Source organism: Pseudomonas sp. GM74 (assembly GCF_000282455.1).
Taxonomy (GTDB): domain Bacteria; phylum Pseudomonadota; class Gammaproteobacteria; order Pseudomonadales; family Pseudomonadaceae; genus Aquipseudomonas.
Map to the genome: position 1 here is coordinate 13655 of NZ_AKJG01000043.1, position 16326 is coordinate 29980.

14 protein-coding genes are annotated in these 16326 nt (G+C 62.0%); 10 read left to right on the plus strand and 4 right to left on the minus strand.

The genetic code is table 11. The annotated features are described in order from the left end of the window. Positions 1 to 100: 100 nt before the first annotated feature. Positions 101 to 847 carry an NRDE family protein gene (locus PMI34_RS19565; RefSeq protein ID WP_008048275.1) on the minus strand — a complete coding sequence of 249 codons (747 nt, stop codon included), beginning with the start codon at positions 845 to 847 and terminating at the stop codon, positions 101 to 103. Positions 848 to 981: 134 nt separating this feature from the next. Here PMI34_RS19565 and PMI34_RS19560 point away from each other — a divergent pair, with 134 nt between their 5' ends. From PMI34_RS19560 to PMI34_RS19550, 3 genes are all read left to right on the plus strand, one after another. Continuing rightward, positions 982 to 1764 (plus strand): sulfite exporter TauE/SafE family protein, encoded by a 783-nt coding sequence (locus PMI34_RS19560; protein WP_032829507.1) that lies wholly within the window; start codon positions 982 to 984, stop codon positions 1762 to 1764. A gap of 97 nt (positions 1765 to 1861) precedes the next feature. Then, positions 1862 to 2668, plus strand: coding sequence for a prolipoprotein diacylglyceryl transferase (gene lgt, locus PMI34_RS19555; RefSeq protein ID WP_008048278.1), 807 nt, complete (start codon positions 1862 to 1864; stop codon positions 2666 to 2668). Between the two features lie 49 nt (positions 2669 to 2717). After that, positions 2718 to 3689: a thymidylate synthase gene (locus tag PMI34_RS19550; protein ID WP_008048279.1), complete on the plus strand. Its 972-nt coding sequence runs from the start codon at positions 2718 to 2720 to the stop codon at positions 3687 to 3689. Positions 3690 to 3815: 126 nt separating this feature from the next. On the opposite strand, the gene cadR is transcribed toward PMI34_RS19550, so the two are convergent. Further along, positions 3816 to 4265, minus strand: coding sequence for a Cd(II)/Pb(II)-responsive transcriptional regulator (cadR, locus tag PMI34_RS19545; protein ID WP_008048280.1), 450 nt, complete (start codon positions 4263 to 4265; stop codon positions 3816 to 3818). A 93-nt stretch (positions 4266 to 4358) separates the two neighbouring features. On the opposite strand from cadR, the gene PMI34_RS19540 reads away from it, so the two are divergent. The 7 genes from PMI34_RS19540 (at position 4359) to PMI34_RS19510 (ending at position 13449) form a co-directional block, all read left to right on the plus strand. After that, on the plus strand, positions 4359 to 6620 hold the full coding sequence (locus tag PMI34_RS19540) for a heavy metal translocating P-type ATPase (protein ID WP_008048281.1): 2262 nt from the start codon (positions 4359 to 4361) through the stop codon (positions 6618 to 6620). A 16-nt stretch (positions 6621 to 6636) separates the two neighbouring features. Continuing rightward, positions 6637 to 7500, plus strand: a complete 864-nt coding sequence (locus PMI34_RS19535) for a LysR family transcriptional regulator (RefSeq protein ID WP_008048282.1) — start codon at positions 6637 to 6639, stop codon at positions 7498 to 7500. Positions 7501 to 7750: 250 nt separating this feature from the next. After that, entirely contained in the window at positions 7751 to 8827 is a 1077-nt protein-coding gene (locus tag PMI34_RS19530; protein WP_008048283.1) for a putative 2-aminoethylphosphonate ABC transporter ATP-binding protein, read from the plus strand. Then, complete coding sequence (locus PMI34_RS19525; RefSeq protein WP_008048285.1) at positions 8827 to 10551, plus strand: putative 2-aminoethylphosphonate ABC transporter permease subunit; 1725 nt, start codon at positions 8827 to 8829, stop codon at positions 10549 to 10551. Before PMI34_RS19530 ends, PMI34_RS19525 begins: the two co-directional genes overlap by 1 nt. Positions 10552 to 10589: 38 nt before the next feature. Further along, the gene (locus PMI34_RS19520; RefSeq protein WP_008048287.1) at positions 10590 to 11615 is read left to right on the plus strand and encodes a putative 2-aminoethylphosphonate ABC transporter substrate-binding protein; all 1026 of its coding nucleotides are present in this window, start codon (positions 10590 to 10592) and stop codon (positions 11613 to 11615) included. Positions 11616 to 11758: 143 nt separating this feature from the next. Continuing rightward, complete coding sequence (locus tag PMI34_RS19515; RefSeq protein WP_008048289.1) at positions 11759 to 12892, plus strand: TIGR03364 family FAD-dependent oxidoreductase; 1134 nt, start codon at positions 11759 to 11761, stop codon at positions 12890 to 12892. Further along, positions 12892 to 13449, plus strand: a complete 558-nt coding sequence (locus PMI34_RS19510; RefSeq protein WP_008048298.1) for a phosphonate degradation HD-domain oxygenase — start codon at positions 12892 to 12894, stop codon at positions 13447 to 13449. The genes PMI34_RS19515 and PMI34_RS19510 overlap by 1 nt, the downstream gene beginning before the upstream one ends. Positions 13450 to 13576: 127 nt before the next feature. Here PMI34_RS19510 and PMI34_RS19505 read toward each other — a convergent pair whose 3' ends face one another. Continuing rightward, positions 13577 to 14941, minus strand: coding sequence for a GTPase/DUF3482 domain-containing protein (locus PMI34_RS19505; RefSeq protein WP_008048300.1), 1365 nt, complete (start codon positions 14939 to 14941; stop codon positions 13577 to 13579). Then, positions 14934 to 16304 (minus strand): DUF2868 domain-containing protein, encoded by a 1371-nt coding sequence (locus PMI34_RS19500; protein WP_008048302.1) that lies wholly within the window; start codon positions 16302 to 16304, stop codon positions 14934 to 14936. Before PMI34_RS19500 ends, PMI34_RS19505 begins: the two co-directional genes overlap by 8 nt. Between the last annotated feature and the right edge of the window lie 22 nt (positions 16305 to 16326).

Here is a 16326-nt window from a genome sequence, read left to right on the forward strand (position 1 = left end):
CTCCCACAGGGTTTTGTGTTGTTCACAAAGCAGTGAACCTGCATAAGTCCACTGTGGGAGCGAGCTTGCTCGCGATGGGGCCAGTACAGGCAACAAAAAACTAAAGCCTGATTTCCACTTCCCCCAAATGCCCGCCAAACGGCCCGAAACTGCGTTCGACCAGATGCCGCGTCCCATCCGCCTGCACGATCAACGCCGTACTGGCCCGAGTCCCGTAACTCTGACTGGCGATAAACACACTCGATAGCAGTGTCTCGGTGGCCAAACCGACCCCCGTATCCGGCAACTCGGCAACCGGCGCTGGCTGCGAATCACTGAGCAAGGCCAGCAATGTTTGAGGCTGCGGATCGTCCAGCACCTCGCTCAACGCCGCTTTGGCCTTGAGCAGTTTCGGCCAGGGCGTATCCAGCCCGGCGTTCGACAGCCCATGAACCCCCGCAGGCAACATCACAGCCTCAGATTCCCGGGCATTGAAGTGCCAGAGTTCGTTGGCATTGCCAACCAGCAGGTTAAACCCACCATATTCCGGCGAACGTGCGACAACGTCGCTCAAATAATCGTCAATCGATACTTCCCCGGTGAGAAACTGCGCCACCAGCTCTCCACGAGACCTGCGCCCCGGTGGCTGGTGAGGATCGCGAATGTTGGTCAGCGCGGCAAAGCGTCCGTTGGCACCGACACCGAGCCAGGTACCACCGGCCTCCAGGTCGCGTCCGGCGTACACCTGCGGCGCTTCGGGCCATGGCGCCAGCGGCAGGCTGGGGCGGGCGTAGAATTCATCGCGGTTGGCCGCCACGACCAGCGGCTGGGCATGACCCGGTCGCCAGGCAAAAACAATCAGGCACATCAGGCTGTCCTTGTGTGTTTTTTGCTCACTCTACGCAGACATCGCTCATCGATCCATCGCCTTGCGCAGTGGAGCTTGAGGCCATGCATCCGTTACCATGCCGCTCCGGTTTTGGGGATGCGGGCGGGACGACTATGGAATTTCTGCTCTATCTGGCGCTCGGCGCCTGTGCAGGTGTACTCGCCGGGCTGTTTGGCGTGGGCGGCGGGATCATCATCGTCCCGGTGCTGGTGTTCAGCTTCAAGGCCCAAGGGTTCGATCCGTCGATCCTCACGCACCTGGCAGTGGGTACCTCCCTGGCGACGATCATCTTTACCTCGGTCAACGCGGTACGAGAGCATCACCGTCGTGGCGCCGTGCATTGGCCGATCTTTCTATGGATGACCGTCGGTATTCTGGTCGGTGCCGGGTTCGGCGCGCTGACGGCCGAAGCTATTTCCGGCCCCAACCTGCAGAAGCTCATTGGTGTATTCGCCCTGGTGATTGCCGCTCAGTTGGCGCTGGAGGTCAAACCCAAGGCCAGCCGAACCGTGCCGGGCAAACTCGGTCTGACCGTGGCCGGCAGTGTGATTGGCTGGGCTTCGGCGATTTTCGGCATTGGCGGCGGTTCGTTGACCGTGCCGTTCCTGACCTGGCGCAGTGTGCCGATGCAGCAAGCCGTGGCCACTTCATCGGCCTGCGGTCTGCCGATTGCCCTGGCCAGTGCATTAAGTTTCATGATTCTGGGCTGGCACGATCCGTTGCTCCCGGCCCATAGTCTCGGTTTCATTTATTTGCCGGCGTTGCTGGGCATTGCCCTGACCAGCATGGTGTTCGCCCGCTTGGGCGCGCGATTGGCTCACAGGTTGTCGCCGAGGTTGCTGAAACGGCTGTTTGCCGCTTTGCTGTTCTGCGTCGGTCTGAACTTTCTAGTCTGAAGCATCTGCTCTGACGGGCAGCGCAATCCTGGCTTAATCCTGAGGTGGCAGCGTCGCCCGGGAATTTTTAAGATTTGAACTCTAACGAGGAGTCGCAATGCTGCCTTACCCGCAGATCGACCCGGTGGCCCTGGCCATCGGTCCGCTGAAAATCCACTGGTACGGCCTGATGTACCTGATCGGCATCGGCGGCGCCTGGCTGCTGGCGTCCCGCCGCTTGAACCGCTTCGACCCGACCTGGACCAAGGAGAAACTCTCCGACATGGTGTTCTGGATGTCGATGGGGGTAATCGTCGGCGGACGTCTGGGGTATGTGCTGTTCTACGATCTGAGCGCTTACCTGGCCAATCCGACGCTGATTTTCGAAGTGTGGAAGGGCGGCATGTCGTTCCACGGCGGTTTCATCGGCGTGATGCTGGCGGCGTTGTGGTTCGGCAAGAAGAACAACAAGTCGTTCTTCCAGCTGATGGATTTCGTTGCGCCGATGGTGCCGATTGGCCTGGGCGCCGGGCGTATCGGCAACTTCATCAACGCCGAGTTGTGGGGCAAGGCAACCGATGTGCCGTGGGCGATGGTCTTTCCGACCGATCCGGCGCAACTGGCGCGTCATCCGTCGCAGCTGTATCAGTTCGCCCTCGAAGGCGTGGCGTTGTTCCTGATCCTCTGGCTGTTCTCGCGCAAGCCGCGGCCGACCATGGCGCTATCGGGGATGTTCGCGCTGTTCTATGGCATCTTCCGTTTCATCGTCGAGTTCGTCCGGGTACCGGACGCGCAACTGGGCTATCTGGCCTGGAACTGGCTGACCATGGGCCAGGTGCTGTGCCTGCCGATGATCGTCGGCGGCCTGGTCCTGATCTGGCTGGCGTATCACCGCGCCCCGGCAACTCCAGCGGCAGCTGTATAAAATTCGAACCCCGCAGCGATGGCTGCGGGTTCAAGGACACAGGTAACTCATGAAGCAATATCTCGAACTGGTCGCCCACGTCATCAAGAACGGCACCAAGCAGGCCAACCGTACCGGCGTGAACACCATCAGTTTTCCCGGCGCGATGCTGCGTTATGACCTGCAGGAAGGTTTCCCGGCGATCACCACGCGCAAGATGGCCTTCAAATCGGCCATCGGCGAAATGTGTGGGTTCCTGCGGGGCGTGAACAACGCTGCCGAATTCCGCGCCCTGGGCTGCAAGGTCTGGGACCAGAACGCCAACGAAAATGCCCAGTGGCTGGCCAACCCGTTCCGTCAGGGCGAAGACGACCTCGGCGAAATCTACGGCGTGCAATGGCGCAAATGGCCGGCGTACAAGCAGATCCCGGTCAGCAACCCGGCTGCCATCGAGCAGACCCTGAAGCAAGGCTACCGCCAGATCGCCGAAGGCGAGGAGGGCGGCCAGGCCTACGTGGTGCTGTACAAGGCCATCGACCAGGTTCGCCAGTGCGTCGACACCATCATCAAGGACCCGGGCAGCCGCCGCATCCTGTTCCACGGCTGGAACTGCGCCCAGCTCGATGAAATGGCCCTGCCGCCGTGCCACCTGCTGTATCAGTTCCACCCGAATGTCGAGACCAGGGAGATTTCCCTGACCCTCTACATCCGCTCCAACGATCTGGGCCTGGGCACGCCGTTCAACCTCACCGAAGGTGCTGCGCTGCTGAGCCTGATCGGTCGCCTGACCGGCTACACGCCGCGCTGGTTCACCTATTTCATCGGTGATGCCCACGTCTACGAAAACCACCTGGACATGCTCAACGAACAGCTCAAGCGCGAGCCGTTCCCGATGCCGAAACTGGTGATATCCGACCGAGTGCCGGAGTTTGCCAAGACTGGTGAGTATCAGCCGGAATGGCTGGAGCTGGTGGAGCCGGGCGATTTCTCGCTGGAAGGCTACGAACACCACGCGCCGATGACCGCGCCGATGGCGGTCTGAAGCACAGCACCAAACCAATGTGGGAGCGGGCTTGCTCGCGAAAGCGGTGGATCAGTCGACATCAATGTTGAATGAACAACCGTATTCGCGAGCAAGCCCGCTCCCACATTTGGTTTTGCGGTGTTCTTAGTGGCCGTGACTACGGCCCACATGTGAATGCTCCACTTCCGTCGCCACCACCCCGCCACTCACTTCCAGCCGCTGCAAAATCCCGCATTGATCGATACCCGGCCCCTCGCCGCAGCGTTGGCGCAGGTCGAGCAGTTGCGTCTGCAAGGCCAGCAAGCCGTCGATCCGCGCCTTCACATGGTGGATGTGCTCGTCGATCAGCGCATTAACGCTTTCGCACTGATCCTGCGGACTGTCGCGAAACGCCAGCAGGCTGCGGATTTCCTCGAGGGTCATGTCCAGGGTGCGACAGTTGCGGATGAAGGTCAGGCGCTCGGCGTGGGCCTGGGTGTAGACGCGATAATTGCCGTCACTGCGGGCCGGTTCCGGCAGAAGGTTCTCGCGCTCGTAGTAGCGGATTGTTTCCACGGCGCAGTCCGTGAGTTTCGCCAACTCTCCAATTTTCATGACGCCAATCTCCAAAACTCCAGAAAGGGTGCTTGACCCTATAGTGGCTACAGGGTCTTTACTTGGCAACAGGCACTCTTATGGACGCAACCAATGAGCGATTCCCTGCATTCTCACAAACCCGCGGCTGAACACGAGCACAGCCACAAGCTCAAACCCGTGCAAAAACATGACCATGGTGGTCACGGCGACACCTGCTGCTCATCTAAAGCGGCAGCGCCTGCACTGGTAAAACTGAGCGAATCGCCGACGATTGGCGCCAGGCTGAGTAATTTCCGTATCGAGGCAATGGACTGCCCGACCGAGCAGGCACTTATTCAGAACAAGCTAAGTAAACTGACCGGCGTGCAGCAGCTGGAGTTCAATCTGATTAATCGGGTGCTCGGCGTGACCCACGATTTGCCCGGTATCGAGCCGATCGTCGAGGCCATCAAGTCCTTGGGCATGCAGGCTGAGCCGATGGATCAGGGGGCTGAAACCCCGACACCGGCGCCCCGGAAAAAGCCGTGGTGGCCTTTGGCACTGTCCGGTGTTGGCGCATTGCTGGCAGAAGTTATCCACTTCACCGGTTTCGCGCCGAACTGGGTGGTGGCGGTTATTGCACTGGTCTCGATCCTCAGTGGTGGCCTCGGCACTTACAAAAAAGGCTGGATCGCCCTTAAAAACCGCAATCTGAACATCAACGCCCTGATGAGCATTGCTGTGACCGGCGCGGTGCTGATCGGCCAGTGGCCGGAAGCGGCGATGGTGATGTTCCTGTTCACCGTGGCCGAGTTGATCGAAGCCAGGTCCCTTGACCGCGCGCGAAATGCCATCAGCGGCTTGATGCAGATGACCCCGGACACGGCAACGGTGTTGCAGGCTGACGGGAGCTGGCTTGAGCAGGATGTCAAAAACATCGGGCTCGGCGCGCGGGTTCGGGTGCGCCCCGGCGAGCGGATCGGCCTGGACGGTGAAGTGCTATCCGGTCGCTCAACCATCGACCAGGCGCCAATCACCGGTGAAAGCCTGCCGGTGGAAAAGACTGTCGGCGACAAAGTGTTCGCCGGGACAATCAATCAGGCCGGGTCCCTGGAGTACGCAGTGACCGCCGCAGCGGATAACTCGACCCTGGCCCGCATCATCCTCGCCGTCGAGCAGGCCCAGGGCGCGCGGGCGCCGACCCAGCGTTTCGTCGACAGTTTCTCGAAAATCTATACCCCGGCGGTATTCGTCCTGGCCCTGGCCGTGGCGGTGATCCCGCCATTGTTCATGGGCGAGTTGTGGTTCGACTGGATCTACCGGGCGCTGGTGCTGCTGGTGGTGGCCTGTCCGTGTGCGCTGGTGATTTCCACACCGGTGACCATCGTCAGCGGCCTCGCGGCGGCGGCGCGAAAAGGTATCCTGGTCAAGGGCGGCGTCTATCTGGAGGGCGGTTACAAGCTCGACTACCTGGCCCTGGACAAGACCGGCACCATCACCCACGGCAAACCGGTGCAGACCGATTACCTGTCGCTGGACCCGACCGCCGACGACTCGGCGCCCGCCATTGCCGCCGCGCTGGCCGGGCGCTCGGATCACCCGGTTTCCCTGGCAATCGCCAAAGCGGCTGTGGATAACCAGACCGCGACGCCGAGTGTGGATAACTTCGAGGCGCTGGGCGGGCGCGGGGTGCGCGGCGAGATCAACGGCCAGCTCTACCATCTGGGCAACCATCGACTGGTGGAGGATCTGGGCCTGTGTTCGCCAGCGCTGGAAGAAAAGCTGTTTGCCCTGGAAAAGCAGGGCAAGTCGGTGGTGCTGCTGCTTGATTCGTCCGGTCCGTTGGCGCTGTTTGCCGTGGCGGACACGGTAAAGGAATCGAGCCGCGAGGCTATCCGGCAGTTGCATGACCTGGGCATCAAGACCCTGATGCTCACTGGTGATAACGTCCACACCGCGCAGGCCATTGCCGCGCAAGTCGGCATGGACGAGGCCAAGGGCGACCTGTTGCCGGGGGACAAATTGCAGGCTGTCGAGGCTCTTTATGCCCAGGGGCATCGGGTCGGCATGGTCGGCGATGGCATCAACGACGCCCCGGCGCTGGCGCGTTCCGAGATCGGTTTCGCCATGGCCGCCGCGGGCACCGATACCGCGATCGAAACCGCCGATGTCGCCCTGATGGACGACGATCTGCGCAAGATTCCGGCATTCATTCGCCTGTCTCGGCAGACATCGAGCATCCTCAAACAGAACATCGCCCTGGCTTTGGTCATCAAGGTGATCTTTCTTGGGGCAACCTTCGCCGGGGTCGCTACCATGTGGATGGCGGTATTCGCCGATATGGGCGTGAGTCTGCTGGTGGTGTTCAACGGTTTGCGCCTGCTGCGCAAGTAATGGATGAGGGACGGTTGTGCTGAGTGCGGAGCTGAAGGCGTTTTACATGGTGGCCCGCCTGGGCAGCATTACCCAGGCAGCCAAAAAGCTCGGCCTGAGCCAGCCGACGGTGACGACGCAGATCCGCAACCTCGAAAGCCAGTACTCGGTCGAACTGTTCTACCGTGGTGGCCGGCGTCTGAGCGTCAGCGAAGAGGGCGCGCGGTTGCTGCCGATGGTCAAGGTGTTGATGCAGCAGGAAGCCGACATCGAGTTTTTCCTGCGTAACTGCGGTCAGGTCCAGGGCACGTTGCGCATAGCCGCCACAGCGCCGTATTACATCCTCGACCTGGTGAAAACCTTCCGCGAGCGCCTGCCACAGGTTGAGGTTTCGGTGGAAATCGGCAACTCCCAGCAAGTGCTCGAAGCACTGGAGGATTACCGGGTCGATGTCGCGGCGTCGTCGCAGTTGCTCGAAGACGCGCGGCTGGTTCGCCGGGTGCTCGGCAGCGATCCGCTGGTACTTGCGGTGCATCGCAATCATCCGCTGGCGGTTAACGATCACGTGCCGCTCGGCGCCTTGGCCGGGCACACCCTGCTGATGCGCGAACCGGGCTCGACCACCCGCCGCCTGACCGAGGAGCTGCTGGCCAGCGCAGGCGTGTGTTTCGGCCCGTTGCTGGAGATCGGCAGCCGCGAATCGATTCGCGAAGCGGTGCTGCGCAACATCGGTATCAGCATCATTGCCCGGCAGGAAGTGCCCCATGATCCGCAACTGCGGGTGCTGACCATCGAGAATGCGCCACAGATTCCTGAATACCTGTACTGCCTCAAGGAGCGCAAAAACGCGCGGCTGCCGGCGGCGTTTCTGGGGTTGGCGCAGGAAATGGCTCCGGCCTGAATCCTGTGGTGTCTGTACCGGCCTCATCGCGAGCAAGCTCGCTCCCACAGTGGGTTTGAGGTGAAACACAAATTGTGTGAACACCCAAAATCCCTGTGGGAGCGAGCTTGCTCGCGATGGCGGCTGATCAGGCAACTCAAAACTTAACCCAAAATCCTTGAATACCACTATCGGCAGTTTTTGCCTTACTGCCACATGACGGACTCATTACAACCCTAGGATGGCCCCATCTGCTAGATGAGGTCCGTCCATGAACAACTCGATTGCAACTGCCCTGACCAACCCCGGCGCACCGATGAAGGTGCGCGGTGTACAGAAACGCTTCGGCGCATTCACGGCGCTGGACAACGTTTCCCTCGACGTGGCGGCCGGTGAGCTGGTGTGCCTGCTGGGCCCGTCGGGCTGTGGAAAGACCACCCTGCTGCGCTGCATCGCCGGTCTGGAGAAGCAGGACAGCGGCGAGTTGTACCTGGGTGATCGCGACGTTTCCCACCTGGCGCCCCAGGCGCGGGACTACGGCATTCTGTTCCAGTCCTACGCCTTGTTCCCCAATCTCACCGTCGAAGCGAACATTGCCTACGGCCTCGCCGGCAGCGGTCGTGACGAAGTACGTCGTCGTGTTGGCCAGATGCTGGAACTGGTCGGTCTGAGCGGCAGCGAGAAAAAGTACCCCGGCCAGTTGTCCGGTGGCCAGCAACAGCGGGTTGCACTGGCTCGCGCCCTGGCTCCGGCACCTTCGCTGTTGCTGCTGGACGAACCGATGTCGGCCCTCGATGCCCGGGTGCGCGAGCATCTGTGCACCGAACTGCGCCAACTGCAACGCAACCTCGGCATCACCACCCTGATGGTCACCCACAATCAGGACGAGGCCATGCTGATGGCCGACCGCATCGCCGTGATGAACAACGGCAAGGTCGAGCAGTACGCCACGCCGCAGGAAATCTACAACCGCCCGGCTACGCCATTCGTGGCGGAGTTCGTCGGCCAGGGTAACTGGTTGCCGTTCCAGCGCAGCAGCGACAGCCACGCCCAGGTCGGCGGGATGAACATGCGTCTGGCCGAAGGCAGCGCCAAGACCGCGTCGGGCCGTTTGTTCTGCCGTCCGGAAGCGATCAACGTCAACCCGCTGGTGCACGAGGAAAACCTGTTCCCGGCCAAGGTTCGTGAAATCACTTTCCTCGGCAACCGCTGCCGCATGAGCTTTGAACTCGACCAACTGCCGGGTCATGCGTTGTTGGCGGAACTGGCACCGGAAGCCATGCCGCGCCTTGGCGCCCGGCAGATCATGGTCGCCTTGCCGCCGCGCAGCCTGCAGGTGTTTGCCTGATGAGCGCGAACATCGCGCTGCCGCTGCCGCACAAGCAGGTTCGGCAGACTACCCGCGCCGAAATCGGCGACCGGTTGTTCGTGGTCGGCGGCAAAGTCCTCATGCTGGTGTTGTTGGGCGTTGCCGTATTGATGCCGTTGCTGGCGATCTTCTGGCGCGGTTTCAGCGCCGAGGCCGGGCAGGGCGGTGGCTGGGTCGCAGCGAAAGAGCTGGTGACCAGCGAGAACTTTCACTGGTTGCTCGGTAACAGCCTGAAGGTTTCCCTCAGCGTCGCGACCATTGTCGTACCGCTGGCCTACCTGTTTGCCTACGCCCTGCAACGCACGTTGATTCCCGCCAAAGGCATCTGGCGCGGTATTTCGCTGCTGCCATTGATGGCGCCATCAATGCTGCCCGGCATAGCGCTGGTTTATCTGTTCGGAAACCAGGGCATGCTGCGCGGCCTGCTCTCGGACAATATCTATGGCTTCTGGGGCATTGTGCTTGGTGAAGTCATCTATACCTTCCCACACGCCTTGATGATTCTACTGTCGGCCCTGTCCCTGGCCGATGCGCGACTGTTCGATGCCGCCTCCAGCATGGGCGCCAGCCCGGCCAAAGCATTCCGCAGCATCACCTGGCCGGCGACCCGTCAGGCCGTGTTCGCCGCGTTCTGCCTGGTGTTTACCCTGACCATTACCGATTTCGGCGTGCCCGTGGTGGTCGGTGGCGACTATCAAGTACTGGCGCTGGAGGCCTACAAGGCGGTGGTCGGCCAGCAGCAGTTTGGTCGCGGGGCGTTGATCGGCATGGTGCTGTTGCTGCCGGCGCTTTTCAGCTTCGGGGTCGATGCCTGGTTGCGTCGACGCCACGGTGATTCCATGAGCGGTCGCGCCCAAGTGTTCAAGCCCGCGCCGTCGAAGCTGCGCGACGGTTGCTACCTGGCCATCGTCCTGCTGATCTGCGCCGCGTTGCTGCTGGTGTTCGGCATGGCGGTGTTCTCGTCGCTGGTGAAGTTCTGGCCGTACAACCTGTCGCTGTCGCTCAACCATTACCAGTTCAACGAAACCGCCGGCGGTGGCTGGCTGGCCTACGGCAACAGCCTGAAGATGGCCCTGGGCACCGCGTTGATCGGCAGTCTGCTGATTTTCACCGGCGCCTACCTGATGGAAAAAACCAAGGGGCAGCGCGGCCTGAATCTGACACTGCGCATGCTCAGCTTCGTACCGATGGCAGTGCCGGGCCTGGTGCTTGGGCTGGGTTACGTCTTCTTCTTCAATCTCACCGGCAACCCGCTGCATGTGCTGTACGGGACCATGACCCTGCTGATCGTCTGCACCATTGCGCACTATTTGACCACCGCGCAAATGACCGCTACCACCGCGCTGCGTCAGCTCGACGCCGAATTCGAAGCCGCCGCGCTGTCGCTCAAGGCGCCGCTGTACCGCCATTACCTGCGGGTCACCGTGCCGATCTGCCTGCCGGCACTGTTGGACATCGTGCGCTACCTGTTCGTCTCGGCCATGACCACCGTTTCGGCGGCGATCTTTCTCTATAGCCCCGACACCATCCTCGCGGCGGTGGCGGTGCTGAACATGGACGACGCCGGCAACGTCGGCGGTGCGGCAGCGATGTCGACCCTGATCCTGATTACCTCGGCGGGCGTGTCCTTGCTGTTGGCCTGGGCCTCGTGCGGTTTGCTGCGCCGCTCCCAGGCCTGGCGGCAGACCGCGCCCGGTCATTGAATCTGCACAACCCCTCAACTCAAAAACAGGAAAAGATCATGTTCAAGCCTATGGCCCTGGCCGCTGCTGTCCTCACCGCTTTCAGCCTGAACGCCTTCGCGGCGAAAACCGAGTTGACGGTGTACACCGCCCTCGAAGCCGAACAACTGAAGACCTACAAAGAAGCTTTCGAAAAGGCCAACCCGGACGTCGAAATCAAATGGGTGCGTGATTCCACCGGCATCATCACCGCCAAACTGCTGGCCGAAAAAGCCCGTCCGCAGGCTGATGCCGTGTGGGGCCTGGCCGCTTCCAGCCTGGCGATCCTCGATCAGCAAGGCATGCTGCAAAGCTATGCACCGAAAGACCTGGGCAAGATCGGCGCCAACTATCGTGACGCGGCAAACCCACCAGCCTGGGTCGGCATGGACGTCTGGGCCGCGACCATCTGCTTCAACACCGTCGAAGCCCAGAAGCAGGGCCTGACCAAGCCTGTGAGCTGGCAAGACCTGACCAGGCCTGAGTACAAAGGCAAGATCGTGATGCCGAACCCGGCATCGTCCGGTACCGGTTTCCTCGATGTCAGCGCCTGGCTGCAAACCTTCGGTGAGAAGCAGGGCTGGGCCTACATGGACGGCCTGCACCAGAACATCGGCCAGTACGTTCACTCCGGCTCCAAGCCATGCAAACTGGCGGCGGCCGGCGAATTCCCGATCGGTATTTCCTTTGAGTACCCGGCAGTTCAGCTGAAACGCCAGGGCGCACCGCTGGACATCATCCTGCCGAAGGAAGGCCTGGGCTGGGAGATCGAAGCGACTGCCGTGATCAAGGGCACTGCCCACGAGGAAGCGGCGAAGAAACTGGCTGACTTCTCCGCCAGCCCTGAGGCGATGGAGCTCTATAAGGAAAACTTCGCCGTGCTCGCCCAGCCTGGCATCGCCAAGCCGCAGACCGAACTGCCGGCGGACTACGAACAGCGCCTGATCAAGAACGACTTCGCCTGGGCTTCGAAGAACCGCGACGAAATCCTGACTGAATGGCGCAAGCGCTATGACGGCAAGTCCGAGAAAGTGGCGGCCAAGTAAGATCTTCATCGGCTGACAGGGCCTCATCGCTGGCAAGCCAGCTCCCACAGGGAGCTATGGTGGATGCAGATTTTGTGAACACCTCGAAACCTGTGGGAGCGGGCTTGCCCGCGAAGGCGGCCTCGAATTCAGGACCCCTCTAGATGACACAACACAACGACATGCTGATCGTCGGCGCCGGCATCCTGGGTTTGTCCCACGCGTATGCCGCCGCCAAACGCGGTCTGAAGGTCACGGTTTTCGAGCGCAGCGAATCGCCTGTTGGCGCCTCGGTACGCAACTTCGGCCAGGCCTTGGTCACTGGCCAACCGCCGGGACCGATGCTGGAACTGGCCCGCGCCAGTCGCGGAATCTGGGGTGATTGGGCGCAGCTCGCCGGCCTGCAACTCAAGCGCAATGGCTCGTACCTGTTCGCCCGCACCGAAGCGGAAGAGCAACTGCTGGAAGCCTTCTGCGAGGGCCGCGCCGTCGAACACGGTTACCGCGTCGACCTGCTGCGCGGCGCCGCGCTACGCGATTTGTACGGCGGTCAGTTCCGTCATCACCGCGCGGCCTTGCATGGCATGGACGACCAGCAACTGTATTCCCGCGAAGCGATTCCGGCGCTGATCGACTTCCTGCGCCGCGACCTGGGCGTCCAGTTTCACTTCTCTACCCTGGTGCGCGATATCGAGCCGGGTCGCCTGTACAGTACCGCCGGCAGCTTCAGTGCCGAGCAGATCATCGTCTGTTCCGGCCACGATTATCAGACATTGCTGGCCGAGCAAATCGCCGAGCTCGAGCCGCAAATCTGTCGTCTGCAAATGCTCCGCGCTCGCCCGCAAATCAACCTCAACCTGCAACACGCGTTGCTCACCGGTTTGAGTTGCGTGCACTACGGCGCCTTCGCCGACTTGCCGGAAGCCGCGGCGGTGCAGGCAGAGATTCTGCAGTACGCGCCGCACCTGCATGAAAACGGCATCCACCTGCTGATCAGCCCGACGCCCTATGGTGAATTGATCATTGGTGATTCGCACCATTACGGCAGCGATCCGTCACCCTTAAATGCCGAGCAGGTCGACGACTGGATGATCGAACTGGCCGAGCAGACCCTGGGTTGCAAGGTACAAGTGGTCGAGCGCTGGCAGGGGGTCTATGGTTCACGGGGGCCGGGACCGTTCTCGTTCCTGCGTCCGGCAAAGGGCCTGGGCGTGTCATTGATGCACACCGGTGTCGGCATGAGCGTCGGGCCGGCGATGGCTGAACGAAACATCGCAGCTGTGTTGGGGGAAATCTGATGGAGCGCAACGAACAAGTCGTCGCTGAAGTATTCAGTCTGTACGAGCGTTTTGGCGACAGCGATTACATCGGCGAGCCGGTGTCGCAGATCGAGCATATGTCCCAGGCCGCCGAACTGGCCATAGCCGAAGGCTTCGACGATGAGGTGGTGCTGGCGGCGTTCTTTCATGACATCGGACATATCTGCGCCGAAAGCGCGGAGAACATGGGCGGCTATGGTGTGGTCAGCCATGAGCGGCTCGGTGCCGATTACCTGCGTCGCGCCGGCTTCAGCGAGCGCATGGCGCGGCTGGTGGAGTACCACGTGCAGGCCAAGCGTTATCTGACGTTGAAGGAACCTGGGTACTACGACCGTTTGAGCGAAGCCAGTCGCCGGACCCTGGAGTATCAGGGTGGGGTGATGACCGAGGCCGAGGCAGAAGCTTTCGCGCAAGATCCGCTGTGTGCCGTGAGTTTGCGCATGCGCCAGTGGGATGAGCTGGCGAAAGAGATGCATGTACCGGTGATTGATCTGGCGGTGTTGAAAGACAAAGCGGTGCGGCTGTTGGTGGCGTGAGCCTTTAACTCGAGTCGCTGCCATCGCGGGCAAGCCCGCTCCCACAATGATTTGTGGTGACACAGATCTTGTGTGCACCACAGAACCTGTGGGAGCGGGCTTGCCCGCGAAGGCGGCGGATCAGCCCCTACAAATCTCTTGCCAACACCTCAACCTGCTCCTGCCGCTCCCCCTGATTCAACTTCGGATGTGGATTGAGCGACGACCACTGCGGATGCGCCCGCGCCTTGTTCAGGGCTTCAGGCAGTTTGCCTTCGCGCCAGGTTTTATCCTGCGGCGTGGCCACCTGAATACTGTCCATCGCCGCGTGCCCTCGGGTATTGAGCGCTTGCAGCAACTGCCGCTGGCGCAGTGCCAACAGCCGCAGTACGTTGTCATCCACCGTCAGTTCGCGCTGACCCTTGAGCTTGCCGAGCAAGCGGCTGCCATAACTGCGGGCGGTTTGCAGGGCACCGCCGGCAATCGCCCCGGCCAATGCCGCTGCGCCTAGCGTGATGCCACCGACCAGCAAATCGACCCCGGCCCCGGCCGCCGCGCCGGCAGCGATTCCGCCACCGACGCGCACGCCCAGTTGCTTCAGGGTTTCGGGGTTGAACAGGTCATCGCCCCAACGACCGTCGAGCAGCGGCAAATCACTGGCGGCGGCGTCCTGCGGGCGGAAGGCGTAGAGCTTGAGCAGGGCCTCGACGCAACGCTGCTCCCGCTGGCGTACGGCTTTGCGCAGTTCGCTGATCGCCTGTTGTTCCTGCTCGGCTTCACTGGCCACGCTGCGTCGGCAAGCTGCGCAATCGATCAACAATTCGGCAATCAATCGCTCTGCGCTTTGTTGGCGAGCCAGGCGCTGGGCTTGCTGATCGGCGATCAGGCGTTCGAGTTGCGGCCGGGCAGATTCCAGCAGCAGAGCGAGACTCTCATAGAGTCGACGCTCGCCATCCTCCGGCGGCGCGACGCTGTCAAAGCGCACCAAGGCATGCAAGCCCAGCCGCGCCAACGCTTCACGCCAGGCCGGTTCGCGATGGTTGGTGCTGCTGACGAAATTCAGCACCGGCAGCAAGGGTTTACCGCAACTGGCCAGCACCTCCAGCTCGTCGCGATACTTGGCCAGCACCGGTTCCCGGGCGTCGATCACATAGAGCCCGGCGTCCGACGCCAGCAACTGGCGCAGTACCTTGGCTTCCTGTTCGAAGCGTTGCCGGGCTTCGCTGCCATCAAGGAAACGCGCCAGTCGTGCCGGGCCATCGAGACGTTCGCCAGGCCGTTCCAGCCGTTCGAGGTAGTCGAGCAGGGCGATTGCGTCCTCCAGGCCGGGGGTGTCGTAGAGATCGAGCAAGGGCTCGCCGTCCACCGACAACCGTGCGCCTTCGACGTGTCGCGTGGTGCTGGGTCGATGGGACACTTCACCGAAGCCGACGTCGCGGGTCAGGGTGCGCAACAGCGAGGTTTTGCCGACGTTGGTGTGGCCGACGATGGCGAGTTTCAGGGGGTTAGTCATGACCCGTCTCCAGCCAGTTCATCGGTGCGCAATCGGCAAAAGGCAGCTCCAGTTGTTGCAGCGCCACGTGCCAGTCGCCCAGGCGTTCGGCGTCCAGCGCTTCACCGGGGGGCGCCTGCAACAACCACACGCGGGTGACACTGGCGCTGCGAGCCAGTTCGGCAATCAAGGCCAGGCTGCCGCGATCCGGCGAACGCCGTGGATCGCACGCAATGGCCAGGCGTGCCGGGGGAAAGCGGCTCAGTTGTTCGAGGAGTTTGTGCCGTGATTCGCGGCTGTCGAGAATGCCCGCGTTGCTGACGTTTTTCGGCAATTGCGGTGGCCACGGGCGGTCGTCGTCCAGTTCGATGGCGACCAACAGCGCGCCGTCGCTTTGCTGCTCGGTTACACCGTTTTCCACGCGATGCAATTGCTCAGGCGCCGCATCACTGATGCCGAGACGTTCACTGGTGGGCATCAAGCGTTCGCGCAGTTGTGCGTAACCGGGCAGGTTCAAATCCAGGCGTAGCGCCGTTTGCCTCGTCCTCCAGCGCCAGAGGCAAAACAGCGCGAGCAACAGGCGCGGCAAAACGCCGTAGACCAGCAGAACGCCTACCAGCCAGGCGGCCCAGGCCTGCCGGGCACTTTCGATGTTCAGGGCGGAGTCGCCGCTGGCACGGATCATCTCCTCGGTGGGCACGCTGAAGCCGAGCAGGGCCGGCAGCGCGCCGAGGGCCTGGGTCACGGCAATAAAAGTGTCGGCGCTGAGGATGGTGGTTTCCCAGACGAAGCCGTAGCGCCGGGTCGCCATCAACGTCAGCAGGATCACCAACGCACTGAGCATCGCCAGCAGCCACAGACTGTTGACCAGCACGCCGATCGCCCAGCGATTGAGTTTCTGGCGTTGCAGCAATAACAGCAGGGCCGGTGCCAGTTGTGCGGCTTTGGCATCCCGGGCGAACTTTTCACTTAGCCACAACCACAAGCGGCCGAGGCTGGCGCCGTGTTCACCGGCAAACACCAGGCCCAGGGCCCAGCTCAGCAGCAGGATCAGATTGAGCCCGAGCAGGCTGCCCAAGGCCCAGAACACATTCACCGGGTGCAGGCCGTCGCCCATTGCCGCAAAGGCCAGGCCGGCGCCGCTGATCACCGCCAGCACCGCCATGACGATCAGCGCCAGTCGCGCGCCTTGCAGCCAGTGTTTGAGAGCATCGGCCAGGCCATCGCGCTCGGCCAGCCACAGGGCACGGCGTTGAATGCGCAACGGCAAATCGCCCCCGGCGCTACGGGCCAGTCGGTTGGCTTCCAGATCGTCCAGGGGGCCAGCGTGTTCTTCGCGCAGGCGGATGGTTTCTGTCAGCCAGAGGGTATTGAGTTCAGTCACGCGGCATCCCGTCGCTTAATTG

What these genes read in the sequence shown, in the direction of transcription:
- PMI34_RS19540 (WP_008048281.1), top strand. Translation starts at nt 4,359, where the DNA reads ATGAGCGATTCCCTGCATTCTCACAAACCCGCGGCTGAACACGAGCAC.
- PMI34_RS19515 (WP_008048289.1), top strand. Translation starts at nt 11,759, where the DNA reads ATGACACAACACAACGACATGCTGATCGTCGGCGCCGGCATCCTGGGT.
- PMI34_RS19565 (WP_008048275.1), bottom strand. Translation starts at nt 847, where the DNA reads ATGTGCCTGATTGTTTTTGCCTGGCGACCGGGTCATGCCCAGCCGCTG.
- PMI34_RS19560 (WP_032829507.1), top strand. Translation starts at nt 982, where the DNA reads ATGGAATTTCTGCTCTATCTGGCGCTCGGCGCCTGTGCAGGTGTACTC.
- PMI34_RS19510 (WP_008048298.1), top strand. Translation starts at nt 12,892, where the DNA reads ATGGAGCGCAACGAACAAGTCGTCGCTGAAGTATTCAGTCTGTACGAG.
- cadR (WP_008048280.1), bottom strand. Translation starts at nt 4,265, where the DNA reads ATGAAAATTGGAGAGTTGGCGAAACTCACGGACTGCGCCGTGGAAACA.
- PMI34_RS19530 (WP_008048283.1), top strand. Translation starts at nt 7,751, where the DNA reads ATGAACAACTCGATTGCAACTGCCCTGACCAACCCCGGCGCACCGATG.
- PMI34_RS19505 (WP_008048300.1), bottom strand. Translation starts at nt 14,941, where the DNA reads ATGACTAACCCCCTGAAACTCGCCATCGTCGGCCACACCAACGTCGGC.
- PMI34_RS19520 (WP_008048287.1), top strand. Translation starts at nt 10,590, where the DNA reads ATGTTCAAGCCTATGGCCCTGGCCGCTGCTGTCCTCACCGCTTTCAGC.
- PMI34_RS19525 (WP_008048285.1), top strand. Translation starts at nt 8,827, where the DNA reads ATGAGCGCGAACATCGCGCTGCCGCTGCCGCACAAGCAGGTTCGGCAG.
- lgt (WP_008048278.1), top strand. Translation starts at nt 1,862, where the DNA reads ATGCTGCCTTACCCGCAGATCGACCCGGTGGCCCTGGCCATCGGTCCG.
- PMI34_RS19550 (WP_008048279.1), top strand. Translation starts at nt 2,718, where the DNA reads ATGAAGCAATATCTCGAACTGGTCGCCCACGTCATCAAGAACGGCACC.